The organism is Plesiomonas sp., assembly GCF_051652165.1.
GTDB lineage: Bacteria > Pseudomonadota > Gammaproteobacteria > Enterobacterales > CAMTGL01 > Plesiomonas.
Genome location: NZ_JBOFTR010000004.1, coordinates 176983 through 196419, shown reverse-complemented (window position 1 = coordinate 196419; position 19437 = coordinate 176983). Strand labels below are relative to the sequence as shown.

Annotated in this window: 16 protein-coding genes; 2 read left to right on the top strand and 14 right to left on the bottom strand. The window is 42.9% G+C overall.

The genetic code is table 11. The features are described from left to right. Positions 1 to 7: 7 nt before the first annotated feature. The 4 genes from cmoM to hdcA form a co-directional block, all read right to left on the bottom strand. Complete coding sequence (cmoM, locus tag ACRC53_RS03390; protein WP_438642157.1) at positions 8 to 799, bottom strand: tRNA uridine 5-oxyacetic acid(34) methyltransferase CmoM; 792 nt, start codon at positions 797 to 799, stop codon at positions 8 to 10. A 227-nt stretch (positions 800 to 1026) separates the two neighbouring features. Then, positions 1027 to 2163: a histidine decarboxylase gene (locus tag ACRC53_RS03385; RefSeq protein ID WP_438642156.1), complete on the bottom strand. Its 1137-nt coding sequence runs from the start codon at positions 2161 to 2163 to the stop codon at positions 1027 to 1029. A gap of 155 nt (positions 2164 to 2318) precedes the next feature. Then, the gene (locus tag ACRC53_RS03380; RefSeq protein WP_438642155.1) at positions 2319 to 3674 is read right to left on the bottom strand and encodes an amino acid permease; all 1356 of its coding nucleotides are present in this window, start codon (positions 3672 to 3674) and stop codon (positions 2319 to 2321) included. Between the two features lie 143 nt (positions 3675 to 3817). After that, entirely contained in the window at positions 3818 to 4699 is an 882-nt protein-coding gene (gene hdcA / locus ACRC53_RS03375) for a histidine decarboxylase, pyruvoyl type (protein WP_438642154.1), read from the bottom strand. A 1093-nt stretch (positions 4700 to 5792) separates the two neighbouring features. On the opposite strand from hdcA, the gene elyC reads away from it, so the two are divergent. Continuing rightward, positions 5793 to 6545 carry an envelope biogenesis factor ElyC gene (elyC, locus tag ACRC53_RS03370; RefSeq protein WP_438642153.1) on the top strand — a complete coding sequence of 251 codons (753 nt, stop codon included), beginning with the start codon at positions 5793 to 5795 and terminating at the stop codon, positions 6543 to 6545. Between the two features lie 40 nt (positions 6546 to 6585). Here the strand turns inward: elyC and ACRC53_RS03365 are convergent, their stop codons facing one another. The 6 genes from ACRC53_RS03365 to ACRC53_RS03340 all read right to left on the bottom strand — a co-directional run bounded on the left by ACRC53_RS03365 (position 6586) and on the right by ACRC53_RS03340 (position 13747). Next, complete coding sequence (locus tag ACRC53_RS03365) at positions 6586 to 7479, bottom strand: phosphotransferase (RefSeq protein WP_438642152.1); 894 nt, start codon at positions 7477 to 7479, stop codon at positions 6586 to 6588. Positions 7480 to 7605: 126 nt separating this feature from the next. Next, a complete protein-coding gene (gene kdsB / locus ACRC53_RS03360) occupies positions 7606 to 8355 on the bottom strand; it encodes a 3-deoxy-manno-octulosonate cytidylyltransferase (protein WP_438642151.1) in 750 nt (249 codons plus the stop codon). Continuing rightward, the gene (locus ACRC53_RS03355; protein ID WP_438642150.1) at positions 8352 to 8534 is read right to left on the bottom strand and encodes a Trm112 family protein; all 183 of its coding nucleotides are present in this window, start codon (positions 8532 to 8534) and stop codon (positions 8352 to 8354) included. The genes kdsB and ACRC53_RS03355 overlap by 4 nt, the downstream gene beginning before the upstream one ends. Before the next feature lie 39 nt (positions 8535 to 8573). Beyond that, a complete protein-coding gene (gene lpxK / locus ACRC53_RS03350; protein WP_438642149.1) occupies positions 8574 to 9554 on the bottom strand; it encodes a tetraacyldisaccharide 4'-kinase in 981 nt (326 codons plus the stop codon). An 8-nt stretch (positions 9555 to 9562) separates the two neighbouring features. Beyond that, positions 9563 to 11311: a lipid A ABC transporter ATP-binding protein/permease MsbA gene (msbA, locus tag ACRC53_RS03345; protein WP_438642148.1), complete on the bottom strand. Its 1749-nt coding sequence runs from the start codon at positions 11309 to 11311 to the stop codon at positions 9563 to 9565. Positions 11312 to 11437: 126 nt separating this feature from the next. Continuing rightward, positions 11438 to 13747 carry a DNA internalization-related competence protein ComEC/Rec2 gene (locus ACRC53_RS03340; protein WP_438642147.1) on the bottom strand — a complete coding sequence of 770 codons (2310 nt, stop codon included), beginning with the start codon at positions 13745 to 13747 and terminating at the stop codon, positions 11438 to 11440. A gap of 12 nt (positions 13748 to 13759) precedes the next feature. On the opposite strand from ACRC53_RS03340, the gene ACRC53_RS03335 reads away from it, so the two are divergent. Continuing rightward, positions 13760 to 14287, top strand: a complete 528-nt coding sequence (locus ACRC53_RS03335; RefSeq protein WP_438642146.1) for a DUF2062 domain-containing protein — start codon at positions 13760 to 13762, stop codon at positions 14285 to 14287. A gap of 302 nt (positions 14288 to 14589) precedes the next feature. On the opposite strand, the gene rmf is transcribed toward ACRC53_RS03335, so the two are convergent. The 4 genes from rmf to rlmKL form a co-directional block, all read right to left on the bottom strand. Further along, the gene (gene rmf, locus ACRC53_RS03330) at positions 14590 to 14763 is read right to left on the bottom strand and encodes a ribosome modulation factor (RefSeq protein WP_438623391.1); all 174 of its coding nucleotides are present in this window, start codon (positions 14761 to 14763) and stop codon (positions 14590 to 14592) included. Positions 14764 to 15008: 245 nt separating this feature from the next. After that, complete coding sequence (locus ACRC53_RS03325; RefSeq protein WP_438642145.1) at positions 15009 to 16952, bottom strand: ABC transporter ATP-binding protein; 1944 nt, start codon at positions 16950 to 16952, stop codon at positions 15009 to 15011. Beyond that, the gene (locus tag ACRC53_RS03320; protein ID WP_438623393.1) at positions 16939 to 17175 is read right to left on the bottom strand and encodes a glutaredoxin family protein; all 237 of its coding nucleotides are present in this window, start codon (positions 17173 to 17175) and stop codon (positions 16939 to 16941) included. Before ACRC53_RS03320 ends, ACRC53_RS03325 begins: the two co-directional genes overlap by 14 nt. Before the next feature lie 90 nt (positions 17176 to 17265). After that, positions 17266 to 19404: a bifunctional 23S rRNA (guanine(2069)-N(7))-methyltransferase RlmK/23S rRNA (guanine(2445)-N(2))-methyltransferase RlmL gene (gene rlmKL, locus ACRC53_RS03315; RefSeq protein ID WP_438642144.1), complete on the bottom strand. Its 2139-nt coding sequence runs from the start codon at positions 19402 to 19404 to the stop codon at positions 17266 to 17268. Between the last annotated feature and the right edge of the window lie 33 nt (positions 19405 to 19437).

The window sequence follows — 19437 nt, the reverse complement described above, 5'->3', positions numbered from 1 at the left end:
AAAAATTCTACATGCCGTAAATGTGTGTATCAGGCTTATGAGCCATGACATGAATATAACGGCCAAGGCTGATATAAGGCTCTTGCCGACAAAGCTGTTGCTCCATTTCAAGCAACAGTTCAAATTTTGTTTCCCGATGAGATTTATCTCTTAGGAAATCGTGCAATACCCTAACACCGGTTTTACCACTAATGTTTAGACCTAAATCAGCCAACCATTGATATACCTGTTCAGGCTTTCGAGGGTGAGTAGGCACCAGTGTTTTTCTTTTGCTCAGTGGCATACCCGCCTGAATATACTCAAAATTTCCACCCACTAAATGATGATGACGCATGCCATTATAGTTATAGAACATTAATGACATTGCTCCACCTGGTAACAGAAGATCTGTCAGGTTTTCTAACACTTCAATAGGCTGCTCAACCCATTCAAGTACTGCGTGAAACAATACCAGATCTACCGGAGCGGCTAAATGATTACCCACCTCTTGTGCTGAACTGTGCACAAAGTGCATCTGCTTTGCGACACCATCTGCCTGCGCAGCTTGCTCTGCTAATGTGAGCATTTCACCAGAGATATCACACAATGTAATAAAATGACCTTGTGCCGCTAAAAAACGCGACAATTGCCCCATCCCCCCACCAGCGTCAAGAATACGAAGTGGACGAGCAGGCAGTGTTGTGAGGAGTGTTTCTAAATCTTGTTGTAACACAGCTTCACGGATACGACCTTTAGCTGAACCATAGATATTGCGCGCAAATTTATCAACAATACCGTCAAAGTTACGATCTTCAGACACTTGCAGTACCTATATTCATGCACAGAGCCACTATTTTGACATATTCTTTCAAGAAAAATGCTATTTGTCTGTCTGATTGGCTTTTTCTTATGCAATTCATTATTAATTAAGGTTAGATATGATAATGCTTATCAATTCTTTATAGAATTAAGTGTATAAAAAAAGCTCTGAGTTCTAAAAATTCAGAGCTTTATCATAAAAAATGAACCTTATTAAAAAGAGAATGGCTAAATCACCATGGCCATGCTGTCTGCAATCACATCATCAATCAGTGCATCAATCTTGGTGGTATCAAGATGATGTGCTGATGTGATCATGTGTGCAACATCTCCTGAAATTGCCAAACAGTGTTTTTTCCATACGTACTCAGAAGGTTTTGGGAAAACAACAGTAATTGAGTTTTTATTTCGCCATGCGGGGATCCCGGCATCATTAAAACGTTTAACCGCATATTCTGCTTTATGTAAGCAACGTTGAATCCGGCGGCGCTGCTCTTCTATACTGATAGATTTTGCCGCAACCCATAGCATAATCGGCGTATGGCCGTTACGTGATCCGGTAATCGTTTTATCGTGCGCAGCAATATAATCAATTTCAACTGAAATCTTATCGACATTCTCTTTTTTCGCAATGGCAATACCACATGGAATTGGTGAGCCGATCATTTTATGGCCAGAAACAGAGATAGAATCAATACCATCAACAAAATTGTATGGCTGTGGCTCATCAACAAACGGTAAAATCATACCGCTAAGTGCAGCATCAGCATGAATATAGTACTCCTTACGCGCAATACCCAATTCTGCAATCCGATTTTGGATAATATTGATGTTATCAATAGCACCGCGTACTGTTGTCCCGATATTTGCAAAAATGATTGGGTGCTTTTCATTATTTGCTTTAATTCTGCTAATTAAATCATCATAGTCCATTTCACCATTATCTGTTGACTCAACAATACAGTGATCAATTCTCAGTAACTTGACGATTTTAGCTACTGAATAGTGAGTATCTTTTGAAAAATACAATCGGCTAGAAGGAAAAAGCTCCCGTGCTAAATAACAACCAAACATATTCCCTTCAGTACCGCCATTGGTTACATACCCCCAGCATTTTTCAAAAGGAATTTGATATAACTGACTAAAATGTTCAATGACTTCTTTTTCAAAATCAAACGAATTTAAGAGATAATTACAGTACTCAGACCAGTCACCACAATTATTAATCGAAAAACGCAAAAATCGCTCTAAAATCGTGTAATCAAAATCAGCAGACTCAGGATACCCTAGATTAAAATATTGATTCTTTACACAATACGCCCAAAACTTATCTAATGTATTTTGATCTTTAATTGATAGAGACATGATAATACCTTTAATGTGTTTTGCAGAAGTTCACGAAAACATGAATATTTCTTCTCCGTAAACCTTCATGGTTGAATATTAAATAGAGAGATAAATAGATAAAATAAATTGCAATATTATTTGGCATGCACAGCACTATGCGAACATATAGCACTTTATTTTATTGATATATCCTGAGAGAGACTTCCCACTTCTTCTTTATGTTTTCTAACTGCAACATAAATATACAGAGGAATAGTAATCATCACCATTAAAATCCCCCAGTACAAAGAGTTATTTCCAGAACCTAACAGTGCATATAAGCAGTAGGCGAAGGCAATACAAACCAGTACCAGATAAAATTTAAAGACTGATGTTTTAGTGAGATCTTTATTAATCATTAAAATAGGTAATGAGATAATGGCATAAATATAAGGCAATAACGATGCAAATACCGATAACAGAATAATAATCTCAAACTGTTTTGCTAAGTTTGGTGATGCAGTCATAAACAGCACTAAACTCATCAAAATACCGGTAAATACCAGACTCTTCATCGGCACATCATTTTTATTGGTATCGCTAAAAAATGAAGGGAAAATACCATCTTTTGCCGCAGCACGTGGTGCTTCAGATTGTAAAATCAACCAACCGGATAACGAACCAAAGCAAGCAATAATACTCAGTGCAGAGACAATTTTACCAGCCAGTGGGCCAAACATGTAGCTGGCAGCAGCCGCAAATGGCGCTGGCGAGTGAACCAAAATTTCATGGGGAACAATACCCATAATAACTGAGCAACTGCTTACATAACATACTGCAGTAATTAGCAAACCAAACACTGTCGCTTTTGGTACTGTGCGTTCAGGATCTTTGACTTGACCGGTTGATACGACAGCTGACTCCACGCCTAAAAAAACCCACAATGCAATAGAGGCTGCACTCATCACTGCACTCAAATCACTCTTGCCAGTTGCATTATAAACTTGGGTGAAATTATCAGGCTTAAACCAAAACCAGCCTAAAAAGCCTACACCTAATACAACAACTAACATACAACCAGCGGTAAATGATTGTGAACGCCCAGCAATATTAGCCCCGCATGATCCGAGTAAAATAAACCCCCATAAAATAATAATTGATGTAATACAGCTATAAATTGGCTGATGCAAAATAGGGAAAAAATAGCTAAGATACCCGACACCTGCAACTAATAGTGCAACATTACCAATCCAGGCGCTAATCCAATAGCAAATTGTTGACTGAAAACCAACAAAAGGGCCAAATGAGTCTTTCGCGTAAGAAACAATACCGCCAATTCTAGGATTAATAAAACTTGATTTGGCAAACACGAGTGCAAGTGAAATAACCCCGATAATAGTAATTACCCAACCCCATAATGAGATATACCCAATACCTGCAAGATTGGTGGGTAGCATAAATACACCCGACCCCATCATATTTGACGCAGTTACTAATGTAAGAGCTGCCAACCCTATTTTATGTGCATTTTTACCTGACAATTCTGCCATGACGTAGACCTTATCCATATTATAATTATTAAAAAACATGACTATCGAAAAAAAAGCAGCAGCATGCCGTAAAATTGTATGAAATTAATCCACCATACAATAATAGATATTTTTACACGCTGCTTTTTATTGTTGAGGCAATGTTATTTAGTCATTCGTGGCAATTTACGATCGGCCAGCCAATCATTTAATTGCATAGTATTTAGGCTATGAAAGCCAGTAGAAGGAATCGCATTTCGTGCCAATGTAGCATACGGTGCACAAGTTAATGCAGTGCCAATTTCACCCGGTTTCATTATGGAATAAGCAAAGCCTACATAAGTACGGTCGAATAATACATGTGAATCTTCACCGCATGATACAACTGACCATACGACTGATTTACGGTGTTCTTTAAGGAAGGAAATCAAATCTGCTTCATTATCATTTTTTGTCCACAAACCGGCATCTTCAATAAACAAGTCTGCGCAATTATCACGATCTTTTGACAGTGAAATGGCAATAAATGACCAAACGCCATAAGCCTCACCCTCTTTAAGTTCACCGGTTACTGGGCGATAAGATGTCACACTTTTATTAGCACAAATAACATGTGCACCAGGTAGTAATGGAAAGCGGCGATTAGCTTCACTGCCAAAGAGCTCTTTACCCGCATCTAATAACGGCTGCGCATCATACACTTTTAGCATAGAACCATCGTACTGTTTAGCTTCTAATACTGTTGATATTTTATTGTTATAAATATCTTCATGTATTGCTAAGTCATGCCCCCACACTTGACCTGCTAACCCACAAAAACTTGAGGCTGTCAGCATATTAATTTGACCAACATAGGCATCATTACATTCAGAGCGATCATACGCAACAATGCCATCAAGCAGCATATCATCTGTTTTATATACTGTACCGGAAGAGACTTTTAAAACAGAGACATAACCTAATCCTTGTGCACCTGGTGCTCCATAACCATCACAATATTGTTCAAATGGGCTAATTGCAGTTTTATCAATTTTAGGTGCGCGCATTTTATATATCCTCATTATAAGTACAGGCCAAAGTTGCCTACTAAACTAAGAATAAAATACGGGAGTCCCAATATTGGTTGGTGATACGTGTCACGTTTTTATATTCACCACAATTTTAAGCGTAATCAAAATACTCACCTTGTAAGTGAATATTTAATTTATACATAGACATATAAATTCAGTTAGCTTAATGACACATTTTATCTAATACATTTTATTATAAATAAATGAAATATTAATTTAGTAATTGCTAAGAAATAAATAGGCATACTGTGCAAGCCACAAGACGTAAAATAAATTACATAAACGAGGCTTAACTTCACTTTGCTTAAAATAGAGTAAAGACACTATTTTTTAGTATTCATTTCACTTATTTTGTTACAATGTGTTTAATTACCTTTCTTTTTATATCTATATATTATTTAATAACCATAGTTATAAACAGTGTTATAAATACATCAACATAACAATAGTTATATATATGCTATATAGAAGGAGCTGTTATGTTTTCTGGACGCAATTCTCTAAAATCTACAGTCTTTTTGCTTTGCAATAAAATCTCGTTTAAAGCGGTGAGTATTGTATTTGGCGTACTTCTATTGTTAAATATTATCGATATTATTATTGAAGTTGCTATTAGAAAAAATCCAAGCATTCTGTTACACCTACTCAATTACACGACGACTTACTAAAAAAAGACACGAAACGATTACATTTATGTAAAGCAACCTATCCTCTCTGTTATCATTTACGTCAATGAGTGAATAGATACGTTTCCTATACTCTGGGCTATTACACTGTTTTTCCGAAAAAGACTCGTTTATATTGTCAACACAGAGAAACGTAATCAGCCCTATATGCTAATGATAAATAAAATATTTTTTGTATTTCACTCTTACTTTTCTTATCCCATTTTTGGTGTTTCTCCAGTGATATGGCCATTCAGTACTCTTTGTCATCATATGAATAAGTATGATGTATTTTCTACATCCCTCACAAAAAAGGGGTAATAATGAGTAATTATGCAATATAGTTCTCTTTCTTGGCTGCATGTACTACTCTATTTTGTCAGAGTCAGCCCTAAAGGATGCCTATGTTTGAGCTCAAAAAAATTATTGGCGCACTGTTGATGCCTTTACCAAGCATAATCTTCGTTATGCTAGTAGGCATATTATTGTTATGGTTCAGCCGATGGCAACGTAGTGGACGAGGGTTAATTACCCTAAGTTGGTGTGCGTTATTGTTATTATCTAGCGAACCTATTGCTGATCGATTACTTAAACCACGTGAAGATCAGTTTCCAGTGTACCAACCGAGCGGAGATGTCAGCTATGTTTTGGTACTCGGCGGCTCGTATCTGTACGATCCTCTACTCCCACCCAGTTCACAAGTTGGGCGTAATACATTAGCGCGTATTGCCGAAGGTATTCGAATTTATCGTATGCACCCCAAAGCCAAGCTAGTATTCAGTGGTGCACCTTCTGCATCAGAAGTGAGTAGTGCTCGTGTGGCAGCTCAGGTAGCGTCCAGTTTAGGTGTTCCAAAAGAAGATATAATTTTGATTGAAACACCGCGTGATACAGAAGATGAAGCCGTAGCAATGAAAGCCTTGATTAATAATCAGCCAGCGGTATTAGTCACCTCTGCGAGCCATATGCCGCGTGCGATGCGCTTATTTGCTCAAAATGGTATGCACCCTATTCCTGCACCGGCTAATCAACTCTCTTCTGAAGGAAAAGGCCATATTTGGGAGCAATACCTGCCCGCCGCGAACTATATGGAGCGCAGCGAGCGTGCATGGTATGAATTACTTGGTGAGTGGTGGTTAACACTGAAGTCTGTGTAATACCCCTAACATTAATGGTGTTATTTTTGAGGTATGTCGCTTACCCTAACCACGGAGTAAGCTGTTTGTTATATATCGCCAACATATTGTGATCGAGTTTTCCTTTTTTTAATCCACATGCGATCTCATCCCACACTTTATACAACCAACGGCGCGCTGCAAATTGCTCAGCAACTGGCGCTCTTTGTAAATAAGTTGACAATACTTTCTCTGCAAAAGGTTCACAACAAAGGTGAATTAAATCAAACTCGCGTGGAGCACACTGCATTGGACCGGGATCAATAGCCGCAATTAACTGATCAGTTTTAGCATCTTTAAGTAAATTACGTAGCTTAAAATCGCCGTGTACAAGCACAGATGTATCATCAAATTCAGAAAAAAACTGATCATACTGCTTAAGTGAACGATATAGTACAATTCGCTCGTCATAATCACAAAAGCCTATATTTGCTTCAACCATTGACCACAAACGGGTTAAATATTGTTGATACCAATTTGGCCATAACTTATCACTTAACTCACCACTGAGCCCTGAGAGCCCTTGGCTATCAACCCGATGCCAACTCAATAAACAATCTGCAATTTGCTCACTCAATGCCAATGAACGGTTAGCACTACGACAAGGTGCAGTTACGCTAATTCCCGCTAAACGTTCCATCAAAACCACTTCTTTAAAAACAGCACTTTGCTCAGAGTGGTGTACGCCATAAATAGTAGGCATACGCACCATTGCGTGGCGAGCTAAAACCGACAGTTTGCTGATTTCGCTCTCGGCCATTCCCCTCATTGGGTAGGCTTTTGCAACCACAGGAAAAGCGATATTACTGCTGTCATACAGTGCAAAAACCGTTGAAAATACACCTTTCCCTACTATCTCCGTGCGCGATACTTTCTCACCCAGTAATAGACTCAGCTCCTCTGTTAGGCACTCCATAGCCTCTCTCCATGCGTTAATGTATCAATACCTTTATGCTTTATCTGACATCATTCCACCTTATGGATCAAACAAAAAAGCCACCTCTCGGTGACTTTTTAATCAAACTTAGTACTACGTTGGCTTTCACGCTAAAATTTGACGCACTTTATCTAAATCTTCTTGCGTATCAACCCCTGCCGGTGGCGCTTGTTCTGCTATAGCAACATGAATTTTCTCGCCGTACCACAGTACCCGTAGCTGTTCAAGGCTCTCTATTTGTTCAAGCTGGCTTGGTATCCAGTTAACATATTGGCGGATAAAGCCTGCTCGATAAGCATAAATACCAATATGCCGCTGATAAAAATTACCCACCTGTGTTTTTGTACGCGCAAAATTATCACGATCCCACGGAATTGCTGCGCGTGAAAAATAGAGCGCATAACCTTGCTGATCGGTCAGTACTTTTACTGCATTCGGATTAAAGACCTCTTCAGCTTCTTCAATACGTACTGATAATGTTGCCATACGCGCTTGATTAGCCTGTGCTAAATTATTAGCCACCTGACGAATAATTGCTGGTGGAATCAATGGCTCATCACCTTGTACATTAACAATGATCGTATCATCAGCAAAATTATAGTGTTCAATAACCTCAGCTAACCGTTCAGTACCCGAATTGTGATCAGCACGTGTCATGCACACTTCACCACCTGCGGCCGTCACTACGGCTGCAACATCGAGATGATCTGTTGCCACAATGACACGTTCAGCCCCTGCACGTTGTGCCTTTTCCAACACATGTAAAATCATTGGTTTTCCGGCAATATCTGCCAATGGCTTACCGGGTAAACGCGTTGATGCATAACGCGCAGGAATAATCACAATAAAACTCATGGTAAAATCTCTTCTGCTGTGAGCTCACGAGCGCGCACTTCCAGTAATACTGGAATACCTTCCGTAATAGGGTAAGCCAGACGATCTAATTTACAAATCAACTCTTGTTTCTCTTTATCATACTGCAATTTCCCTTTACAAACAGGGCAAGCAATAATCTCAAGTAGACGGTGATCCATACGTCATCTCCTCTTTATTATTTGCGCAATAATTGTTATTTATGCACCAATTTTTGCCGTAATTTTTGCTAATAGTGCACTGCCGTTTATCTCTGGCAATTGAGCCTTTACTGGCAAATACCACCAATTAGGCTGGATAAAATCCCGACACTTTACGGCATCTTTTTCTGTCATCAATAAAATTTGCTTATCGGATGTCAACGCCATAAGTTGTTGTTTGCTATATGCCTGATGATCAGCAAAAGCAACACAGCGGATAGGTGTCGCGCCCAGTGTTTGCAAAGTGGCAAAAAAGCGGGGTGGATGACCAATACCGGCCATTGCCACTGTTTCAGGTAATGCGTCAACGGTGCGCTGTTCACCGGTTAATAGATTAACTGCACAGTAAGCCTGTAACTGCATCGAAATTTCATCTGGCTGTGCATCGCCACCATTCACAATCACTGCATCTACAGATTGTAAACGCGATATACTCTCGCGCAGAGGGCCAGCTGGTAACAAAAAACCATTACCAAAACGGCGCTGACCATCAACAATAACAATTTCAACATCACGCGCCAGTGCATAATGCTGTAAACCATCATCAGTAATGATCACATCAACAGTATGTTCAGCCAGCAATGCCTGCACTGCACAGCTGCGATTTGGGTCAACAGCAACCGGTACACCGGTACGCTGATAAATCAGCACAGGCTCATCACCCGCTTGCGTGGCAAGAGTGTGTTTATTGAGCAGCAGCGGATACTGCGTAGCCTGCCCCCCATAACCACGAGAAACAACCGCGGGCCGAAACCCGCGCGCTTGCAACTGCTCCACCAGCCAGATGACCATCGGTGTTTTACCGTTACCACCGACCGTAATATTGCCGACCACCACCACAGGAACAGGCGCTCGCCAGCTTTTTTTCCAACCTAAACGAAATGCACTGCGCCGTGCTGCGCTGATCAGCGCAAAGACCCCTGATAGCGGCAATAACAACCAACACCAGCGTGAACGGGAGAACCACAAACGCTCTATCATGTTACGCCTTACACCCCAAACTGCATTCTGTGCAACTGGGCATAAGCACCCTCTTTTGCCAGTAACTCAGCATGCTGACCACGCTCAACAATTTCGCCTTCATCAATCACTAAAATTTCATCGGCGCTTTCAATGGTCGATAAACGGTGTGCAATCACCAATGCAGTTCGGTTTTTTTGCAGCTCATCTAAAGCTGACTGAATAGCTCGCTCTGATTCGGTATCTAATGCTGAAGTTGCTTCATCAAGGATCAGAATTGGACAATCACGCAGCAATGCGCGCGCGATAGCAATACGCTGGCGCTGACCACCAGAAAGTAGCACGCCGTTTTCACCCACTACCGTATCAAAACCCTGATCCATTTTTTGAATAAATTCGGCAGCATGCGCAATATCAGCCGCTTGCTCAATATGTTCACGGCTATATTGTTCCGTGCGGGCATAGGCAATATTGTTGGCTACGGTGTCATTAAACAAGTGCACTTGCTGAGAAACTAAGGCAACTTGATTGCGTAGGTCAGCCAGTTTGTATTCACGTAGCTCATGCCCATCGAGCAAGATTTCACCCGATTGGATGTCGTAAAATCGTGTCAATAAATTAGCGATGGTTGATTTTCCCGAACCCGAACGGCCAACAAGTGCAACCGTTTTACCCGCAGGCACAGTAAAACTGATATTTTTCAGTGCAGGAGTCTCTTTGGTCGGGTACGTAAAAGTGACATTACGGAACTCAAGATCGCCTTTTGCACGCTCAACATGGCGTGTACCCTGATCATTTTCAGGTTGCATGTCCAAAATGGTAAACAAGGTTTGGCATGCTGCCATACCACGCTGGAACTGTGCATTCACATTTGTCAGTGATTTAAGTGGTCGCAACATAGCCATCATTGAGGAGAATACGACAGTGATAGTACCAGCACTTAATGTCGACATAACGTGTGGCATCGAGGCAACATAAAGCACCACACATAAAGCACTAGAGGCGATGATCTGTATCAGCGGGTCTGAAATTGATGTTGCCGAAACCATTTTCATCGCTTGCTGGCGCATACGGTTACTGACTTCATCAAAACGCTTACTCTCTACCTCTTGCCCCCCAAAACTCAGTACCACTTTATGGCCTTTTAGCATTTGTTCAGCCGAGGCTGTAACATGCCCCATCGTATTTTGCATATCTTTACTGAGTTTACGAAAACGGCGCGATATTAGTCGAATGGCCATTGCAACAACAGGCCCAACAACAATCAAAATGACAGATAACTGCCAACTGTTATAAAACATCATCCCTAAGAGGCCAATAATATAAGCCCCTTCACGTACAACAGTAATCAAAGCGCCTGATGATGATGATGCAACTTGCTCAGTATCATAGGTAATACGCGAGAGTAATGTACCGGTTGACTGTTTATCAAAAAAAGAGACAGGCATCTGCATCATATGCTTAAACAACCGCTGGCGCATATGCATAACCACTTTACCTGACACCCATGACAAACCATAGTTTGAAACAAAACTGGTCATTCCGCGCAATAACATCAAACCAAACAGCGCAAACGGCATAATCTTTAAAAAACTGTTGTCAGCACTCCCAAAACCATCATCTAATAACGGTTTTAACAGTGATATCATTGCCGTATCAGTGCCGGCGTTAATTATCAATGCAATAGCCGCGACAATAAGACCTAACCGGAAAGGTTTGATCATGGGCCAGAGGCGACGAAATGTTTGCCACGTTGTTAGGTCTTTATCATTTAGCATGTATTTAGCCTACTTATTACAATTAACGCTATTCTACTCTGTTTGCACAGAGTCAGCCAAATTGAACATGTTTATCGTACGCCTTAAGGCTAACCTCGTGGCGAATCTACAGGGTTATCTGTATTATTATTGTACAGTTTTTGGCCCTCTTAAGCGGTTATCAATAAAAGACCCAAACTGCTGGTGATACCATACTGGTGATATATCCTGCCGATAACGCTTTATTTGATATTTATTATCGTAAAAAAACACACTCATTTGACCCGATGTTATTGTATTTAGCACACTAATTTGCTGCTGTTGGTAACGTGCAATAATTTCTGAACGGGGATGTTGCCACTGATTAAAACGCCCAGCAGAAACAAACGCATAATCAGGGTTCACTGCCTGTAAAAATGTGGTGGTTGATGATGTTTGGCTGCCGTGGTGTGGAATGGTCATTATATTAGCCTGCAACTTATCCCCTAACTGCAATAAGGCCAACTCCCCAGCTTTTTCTATATCCCCAGTCAGTAAAAAACGAAATGTGCCATCTGTTATCAAAAGTGTACAAGAATCAGCATTACCCGCTTTTTCCACCTGCGTGAGCGGCCAAACAGCTTCTATGCCGAGCTGCTGCCATGTCCAACGATTACCTCGGTGGCAACTTCCACTTTTTATGGCTTGATGATGCAAAGTGCCCGAGGTGCGAACCCATGCCTGTGGAAAAGCATGCAGTAAATCAGCCAGCCCACCCGCATGATCATTATCTTGATGCGAAAGAATCACACCATCGAGCACCCACCCCTGCCAATGCAAAAAGGGTAATATCTGACTTTTTGCCATACTCCCCCCCTGCCAACTACTGCCGGTATCATACACAATGGCATGCCCATTACGGCTTAGAACGACTGACAACCCTTGCCCAATATCCAGCATATCAACTCGCCAGCGTGGTAAGAGTGTAAAGAGGGGTGCAGAGATCACCCCTATTAGCATTAGGCTAAAAATGGGCATTGTTCGGTATAGGTGTAATCGCCACAAAAAGAGCGCGATAAAGAGTATAATACTGAGTATGACACTCCACTGTGGAAGCCCGTGCCATTGCGTTGCCAATGGGGTGATTACGTGCCATAAAAGAACAATAGTATAATCAGCCAGTGTCCAACAAAATGTTGCTAAAGCAGGAAACCCTACTAGCAGTAATGCAGCTAAAATCAGTGGTACAGTGATAAAAGTGACTAGCGGAATGGCTATTAGATTCGCCCAAAAGCTGTACAAAGGAATGCCATGAAACATGGCAAGTTGTACGGGTGCAAGCAGCAGTGTTAACCCAATTTGAATATGTATCCATTCTGCCGGGATGCGCAGCCAAATATGCCGACGCAGTACGGCAGGCAATGGAAAAAAATGCCCAAGGATCATTAACACCATAACCGCCAGACAAGAGAGCCAAAAACTGTCAGACAACACAGTCAAAGGGTCATATAGTAGCAATATTGCCATGACACAAAGCAGTAACGTAACAGGCCGTAATTGCCACTGGCCATAGCGGGCAAACATCACCAATAACATAGCAAAGAGTGTTCGTTCGGCAGGCAGTGCCCAGCCAGCAATCCACACATAAATAACTGAAGCCAATCCCATTGCAATAAGCGGTGCTACGGGTTTAATGCGGTGTGCCGGTAACAAATATTGCGCTATTCGTATCAGCATAAAACCACACAACCCAGCAAACATCACATGCAGACCAGAGATAGCCATTAAATGGGCAATGCCACTGTGCTGAAATACTTGCCAGCGGGTATCACTGATCAAAGCCCGTTCACCAAACGCTAACGCAACGAGTACATCAGCATTGGGTAATCTGTGCATTTGTATGCGAGCTTGTGTAATTAAACGCTGACGTAATGAACTTTCACTGATCACACGTTGGCCAGTTTTTATCACTCCAGTAGCGTGTATACGGTTTGCTATCATCCAGCGTTGTACATCAAACCCACCTTGATTTATTTGCGCAGAGAGAGGAAATAATTTTGCTGTAAATTGCCACGTTTCACCGGCTCGTAAAGGGGGCGCATTTTTCCATGATAAACGGGCTAAAAATGACTGTTTTTTACCTTCAATGGCGGTAATGTGTGCCACAGTGAGTTTATTATCTGTACCAAACAGTTCTGGGCTTTCTATTTTCGCAGTTATGTTAATATAGCGGCCATCATATGCTGTTTGTGCTATATCAGTTTGAAATTGACGTGCTGTTGTGGTTGCGACAATAAAAGAGACTCCTACAATAAGTAGGTTAAAGGTCAACGGCGTTCGCCCAAAGAATAAGAGAAGAACAACGGGAGCTATCCCGATCAACATGAGCCAAGAGGGTAATGCAGTGAGCCACATTAACGGTAAAATACCCGCAATAATTGCCAATGCGGTGCTATCTACAATAAAAAATCGCTTCAATGGTGTATGACCATGCTAAAACAGCTGATTAAAAAGCATCTCCCATCACAGGAGTCTATTCGTGCTCATAAGAGTCTGAGCATTCTCAGCCGTTGGCTACACCATGCCAACTTGTGGAATTTAAATCGTCGATCTGCTTCCGGCGCTTTCGCTGTCGGTTTATTTGTTGCATTCATTCCTTTGCCGTGCCAGATGTTATTGGCTGCTTGTGGCGCTATTTTATTGCGTGTTCATTTACCTTTATCCATTGCCCTCGTTTGGTTGACTAACCCTCTGACTATGCCTCCTATTTTTTATTGTGCCTATAAAGTGGGATCATGGATTTTAGGAACGCCTCGTTATGAAGGGAAGCTGCATTTTTCAATGGAGTGGGTCATGACACAGTTTGATACGCTGTTTATTCCCTTTTTATTTGGTAGTTTTATCTGCGGTATTATCGCAGCGTTTATTGGCTATTTCTCTATTCAAGGGATCTGGCGTTACTCGGTAAGCCGTAACTGGAAAAAGCGTCGTCTCGCTATGCGTAATATTGCACCATAATCTTTTAAATTTATCGCAGCCCAGATATCAACTTGTCGTATTTTATAGTGTGAAGTCTATCAGTTAAGAGAGACACAATATTAACTTTACTTCTCTTTTGCATTTCTCACCTTAATGCAACAAAAAGGGCACTCATTGAGTGCCCGTAGTCTTTTATTGAGCTCACTAAACGTATGCAATTCTATACACTGTTTTTGTGATTGATACGTAATGCTAATGCATAGTCAGTATCAGGCCAAGCGTAATGATACTATTTTCTAAGTATAATATTTTCCAGCCTTATCGAGACTGTATTCTAGCAATTACTTCATGCCGTTTGATGTTCTGTTATCGATAGCCTCGCGCCAACCGCCCAGCCAATGTGATCGTGCATCAAGAGTTTGATATGGACAAAGCTCTTTCGAACGCCCTTCTAATCCAGCAAAGTAACCACGTGAATGAGCACGTTCTAAACGATCCCGTTTTTGTCTCTTCATTCCGGTTTTCCTCGTGTTGGTACGGAAGCCTCGATGAGAGGTTATCCACCCCTCACCATTAAGAATCGGACAATAACGGGGCAAATTCAACGCGCAAAAATCAGGCCAATGTCATTTTTGTGATGCGATACTCAGGTTCATTACATACAAAAAGGCCATCATACCTTGCACCTTACAGTGTAAATATGATGGCCTTATGACAGTTTTGCGAAACAACCCACGCTATTTCAGTAGGTTATCCTTTACTAAACGTTGTTTTTTAGATTTTCCAACTCTTCCCAACGCTCAAATGTTGTTTCGAGCATTTGCTCTACTTCAGCCAATTCATTTAAAACAGGTGTTGTTTCTTCGTGCGATTTTAGAAAAAAATCAGGGTCATTCATGATCGCTTGCAATTGAGCAATACGAACTTCGTGTTTCTCTAGCTGGGCAGGTAGTTCATCAAGTTCACGCTGCTGCTTATAGCTCAGGCGTACACTGGCAGAGCGGCGTGCAGGCTGCGTACTCTCTGCATGACTGTTATTTGCCGTTTTCGGTTCGGCAGATGCTGCTTTTACCGGTGCAGCTTTCTGCGTGGCGCGCGTGGCATGTGTCGCTTCCTGCTGCAAACGTGCATCATGGTAACCACCCACATACTCGGCAACATGACCATCACCCTCAAACATCCAGCAACTGCCGACGGTATTGTCGACAAACTGACGATCATGGCTGACCAGCAGCAGTGTGCCCGGATAATCAGCTAAGATCTCTTCGAGCAGCTCAAGCGTTTCAATATCGAGATCGTTGGTTGGCTCATCGAGGATCAGCAGGTTGTTCGGCTTTAATAGCAATTTCGCCAATAACAGGCGGTTACGCTCACCACCCGACAGCGCTTTTACCGGTGTCATCGCACGGCGTGGGTGGAACAGGAAATCTTGCAGGTAGCCCAGAATATGGCGCGGTTTGCCGCCAAACATGACTTCTTGCTTCCCTTCCGCAACGTTATCCATCACGGTTTTCTCAGGGTCAAGCTCGGCACGGTACTGGTCAAAGTAGGCAACATCCAGTTTGGTTCCACAATGTACACGGCCAGATGTTGGTTGGATCTCGCCCAGCAACAGTTTGATTAATGTGGTTTTACCGCAACCGTTCGCACCGACCAGTGCAATTTTATCACCACGCATAATCTGTGAGGTGAAGTTGTCGAGCAGAACTTTGCCATCCACTTCGTAGCAGGCATTTTCCAGTTCAAAGACAATTTTGCCGGAGCGTGATACATCTTCAATTTGGATTTTTGCCGAGCCCATGACTTCACGGCGCTCTGAACGCTCACGGCGCAGGGCTTTGAGGGCGCGAACACGGCCTTCATTACGTGTTCTACGGGCTTTGATCCCCTGACGGATCCAGACCTCTTCTTGTGCCAGTTTTTTATCAAACTCGGCATTTTGCTGCTCTTCTACCCGCAGGGCTTCTTCTTTGCCTTCCAGATATTTATCATAATCGCCCGGCCATGACACTAATGCGCCACGGTCAAGATCAACAATACGGGTGGCCATATTGCGGATAAATGCACGGTCATGCGAGATAAAGATAATGCTGCCTTTAAACTCTTTGAGGAAAGTTTCCAACCAACGAATGGTATCCACATCAAGGTGGTTGGTTGGCTCATCAAGCAGCAGAACATCAGGTGCACACACCAGTGCACGCGCTAATGCAGCCTTACGCAGCCAGCCGCCAGAAAGTTCAGACAGTGCCATATCTTCTTGCAGATTTAACTGCTCCATCACCTGATGGATACGGCTTTCAAACATCCAACCATTGCAGTGATCCAGTGCTTCTTGCAGTTTTCCCATTTTATTCAGATTTTGCTCTGACGGGTCACTACATACCAGTTGAGAAATGGCATGGTAATCTTTCAGCAAGGTAGCGACGTGCTCGACACCTTCAGCAACGTAGTCAAAAACACTGCCGGTTGCATTACGCGGTGGATCTTGTTCCAAACGCGAAATCACAACGTCTTGCTGTACCTGTAAACGGCCATCATCAAGCTTTTGTTCACTGGCCAGCACTTTCATCAGTGTCGATTTGCCCGCACCGTTGCGGCCAACTAAACAGACGCGTTCGTTCGGTTCAATGTGCAGTTCGGTATGATCAAGTAGCGGTGCATCGCTGTAAGAGAGGTATGCACCGGTGAGGTTAATCAGCGCCATTGGCTAACCACTCCTGTAATTGCGTTAAGTCAAAGGGCCAGCCGAGCTCTCGGCCAGCTAAATCGCATAAGACGGGGATCCGGATGCCATAACGGGCTTCCAATGATTCATGTCCGGCAATATCAATACGTTGGCAATGTGGCGCTATGCCGCACTGCAAAATTATCTCCCACGCCATCTCACAGAGATGACAATATTCCGTGTGGTAAAGTCGGTATCGCATCTGCAACCCTGTTGTCCTTTGGTTTTCAGTCGTGTATCACTTGAAAGCCCGCAATCTGCGGGCTTTTTTATCGATTCAAAATGCAGTGCATTAAGCGGTTTGTTCGCGGTGTTTCACAATCCAGCAGTTATGGATCTGACGGTTACGCGCAAAATCAGCCGATAATGACAAATTAGTAATGTCATCAGCATCCAGACCGAGTGCCGCCAAACCTTCCATATCCATTTTGAATCCGCGCTTGTTGTTCGAGAACACAATCACGCCGTCATCACTGAGCAGACGCTGCAAATTTTGCATCAGCTTTAAGTGATCACGCTGCACATCAAATGACTCATCCATACGCTTTGAGTTTGAGAATGTTGGCGGATCAATAAAGATCAGGTCAAACTGCTCATCGGCATTTTCCAGCCAGCGCAGACAATCGGCCTGCACTAAACGGTGCTGACCTCGGATATTATTCAGATTGAGGTTTTGCTCGGCCCAGTTCAGATAAGTCTTTGACATATCTACCGTTGTGGTGCTACTTGCGCCACCTAAAGCGGCATGTACTGTTGCCGTACCTGTGTAAGCAAACAGGTTAAGGAAGCGTTTTCCTTTCGCCATTTGCCCCAACATGCGGCGGGTTAATCGGTGATCAAGGAACAGGCCTGTATCCAGATAGTCTGTCAGGTTTACCCACAAGCTTGCACCATATTCGTGAACCACAAAGTAATCGTCCTGATTGGCCATTTTCTCGTACTGAGATGTGCCTTTTTTGCGCTCGCGGACTTTCAAAATCACTTTATCGGCTTCAACACCGGTAACATCAAGCACGGCAACAACCAAGTCAAACAGACGATGACGTGCCTTTTGCTCTTCGATCTCTTTTGGCGCGGCGTATTCATTGATCACGATATGATCAAGATAGCGATCAATGGCAACGTTGTAGTCAGGCAAATCAGCATCATACAAACGGTACGCTTCCAGACCTTCATCTGCGGCCCATTTGTCGAGCTTTTTAATGTTTTTACGCAGACGGTTGGCAAAATCTTCCGCACCTTTTAGGCTACGCGCGCTATTATCTTGCTGCTGTTCTGCAATTTGGTAGTTTTTCTGGATACAATCCAGCGGGCCGTTTTTCGCTTTAAACTGACGCTCTGCACGCATTTGCAGGCAGTTCAGCAGCTCTGGCGCACCGCTGAACAGCGATACACGCCAGCTGCCAAACTCTTGCTTCAAACGGCGGCCAAATACGGTGTGCAGTGCAATCAGAGCCGGTACGGAGCCTAAACGCTCACCGTAAGGTGGGTTAGAGAGCACCGTACCACGCAAATTTTCGGCTTTCTGTGCGGTACTCAGTGGATTGGTCAATGCCACAGCATCGGCACGCTTTAAGCTAATCAGGCTGGTTAAACCAGCATTGCGGATGTTGGTTTGCGCACGATCAATAACGCGCTGATCATTATCGATACCAAAGAACAGCGGTGCGGTTTTGCTCACACCCGCGTTTGCACGCACTTGTGCATCATCACGAATCGCTTTCCAAACATCGCGGTCATGACCTTTCCAAGCCAAAAAGCCCCACTGCTCGCGCCACAATGCTGGCGCCATATCGGAAGCCATCATCGCCGCTTCAATCAGCAGTGTGCCTGAGCCGCACATTGGGTCGACCAGCGGTGTACCGATTTTCCAACCAGAACGCAGTACTAATGCTGCCGCTAAGTTCTCTTTGAGCGGCGCTGCACCAGTACGATCACGATAACCACGTTGGTGTAAACTCGCGCCGCATAAATCTAGCGAAAGCACAGCTTCTTCTTTGTGCAGATAAACGTTGATACGGATATCAGCATCCTGACGTTCAACGCTTGGGCGCTCACCCACTTTACGGCTGAAATGGTCAACAATCGCATCTTTAACCCGCACAGCACCAAACTGGCTATTACGGATCTCATCGTTTGTTCCGGTAAAATCAACGGCAAAGGTATCCTTAACATCAAAGATATTTTGCCAGTTCACACTGCCTGCGCCGAGGTACAAGTCTAACTCACTGAAAACTTTAAAGGTGGCCAGCGGAAGTAAAATACGCGAAGCCAAACGGCTCCACATCATGCTGCGGTACATTATTTCAACAGAACCTTTGAAATGAACGCCGCCTTGCGTCAGTTTACACTCTTGTGCACCTAAGCCTTCTAGCTCAGTTTTCAGCAGTTCTTCCAATCCCCGGGCAGTTGTTGCGAACAATGATTTCATCGTAACTCTGATTTTAAGAAAAATTGTTATCTA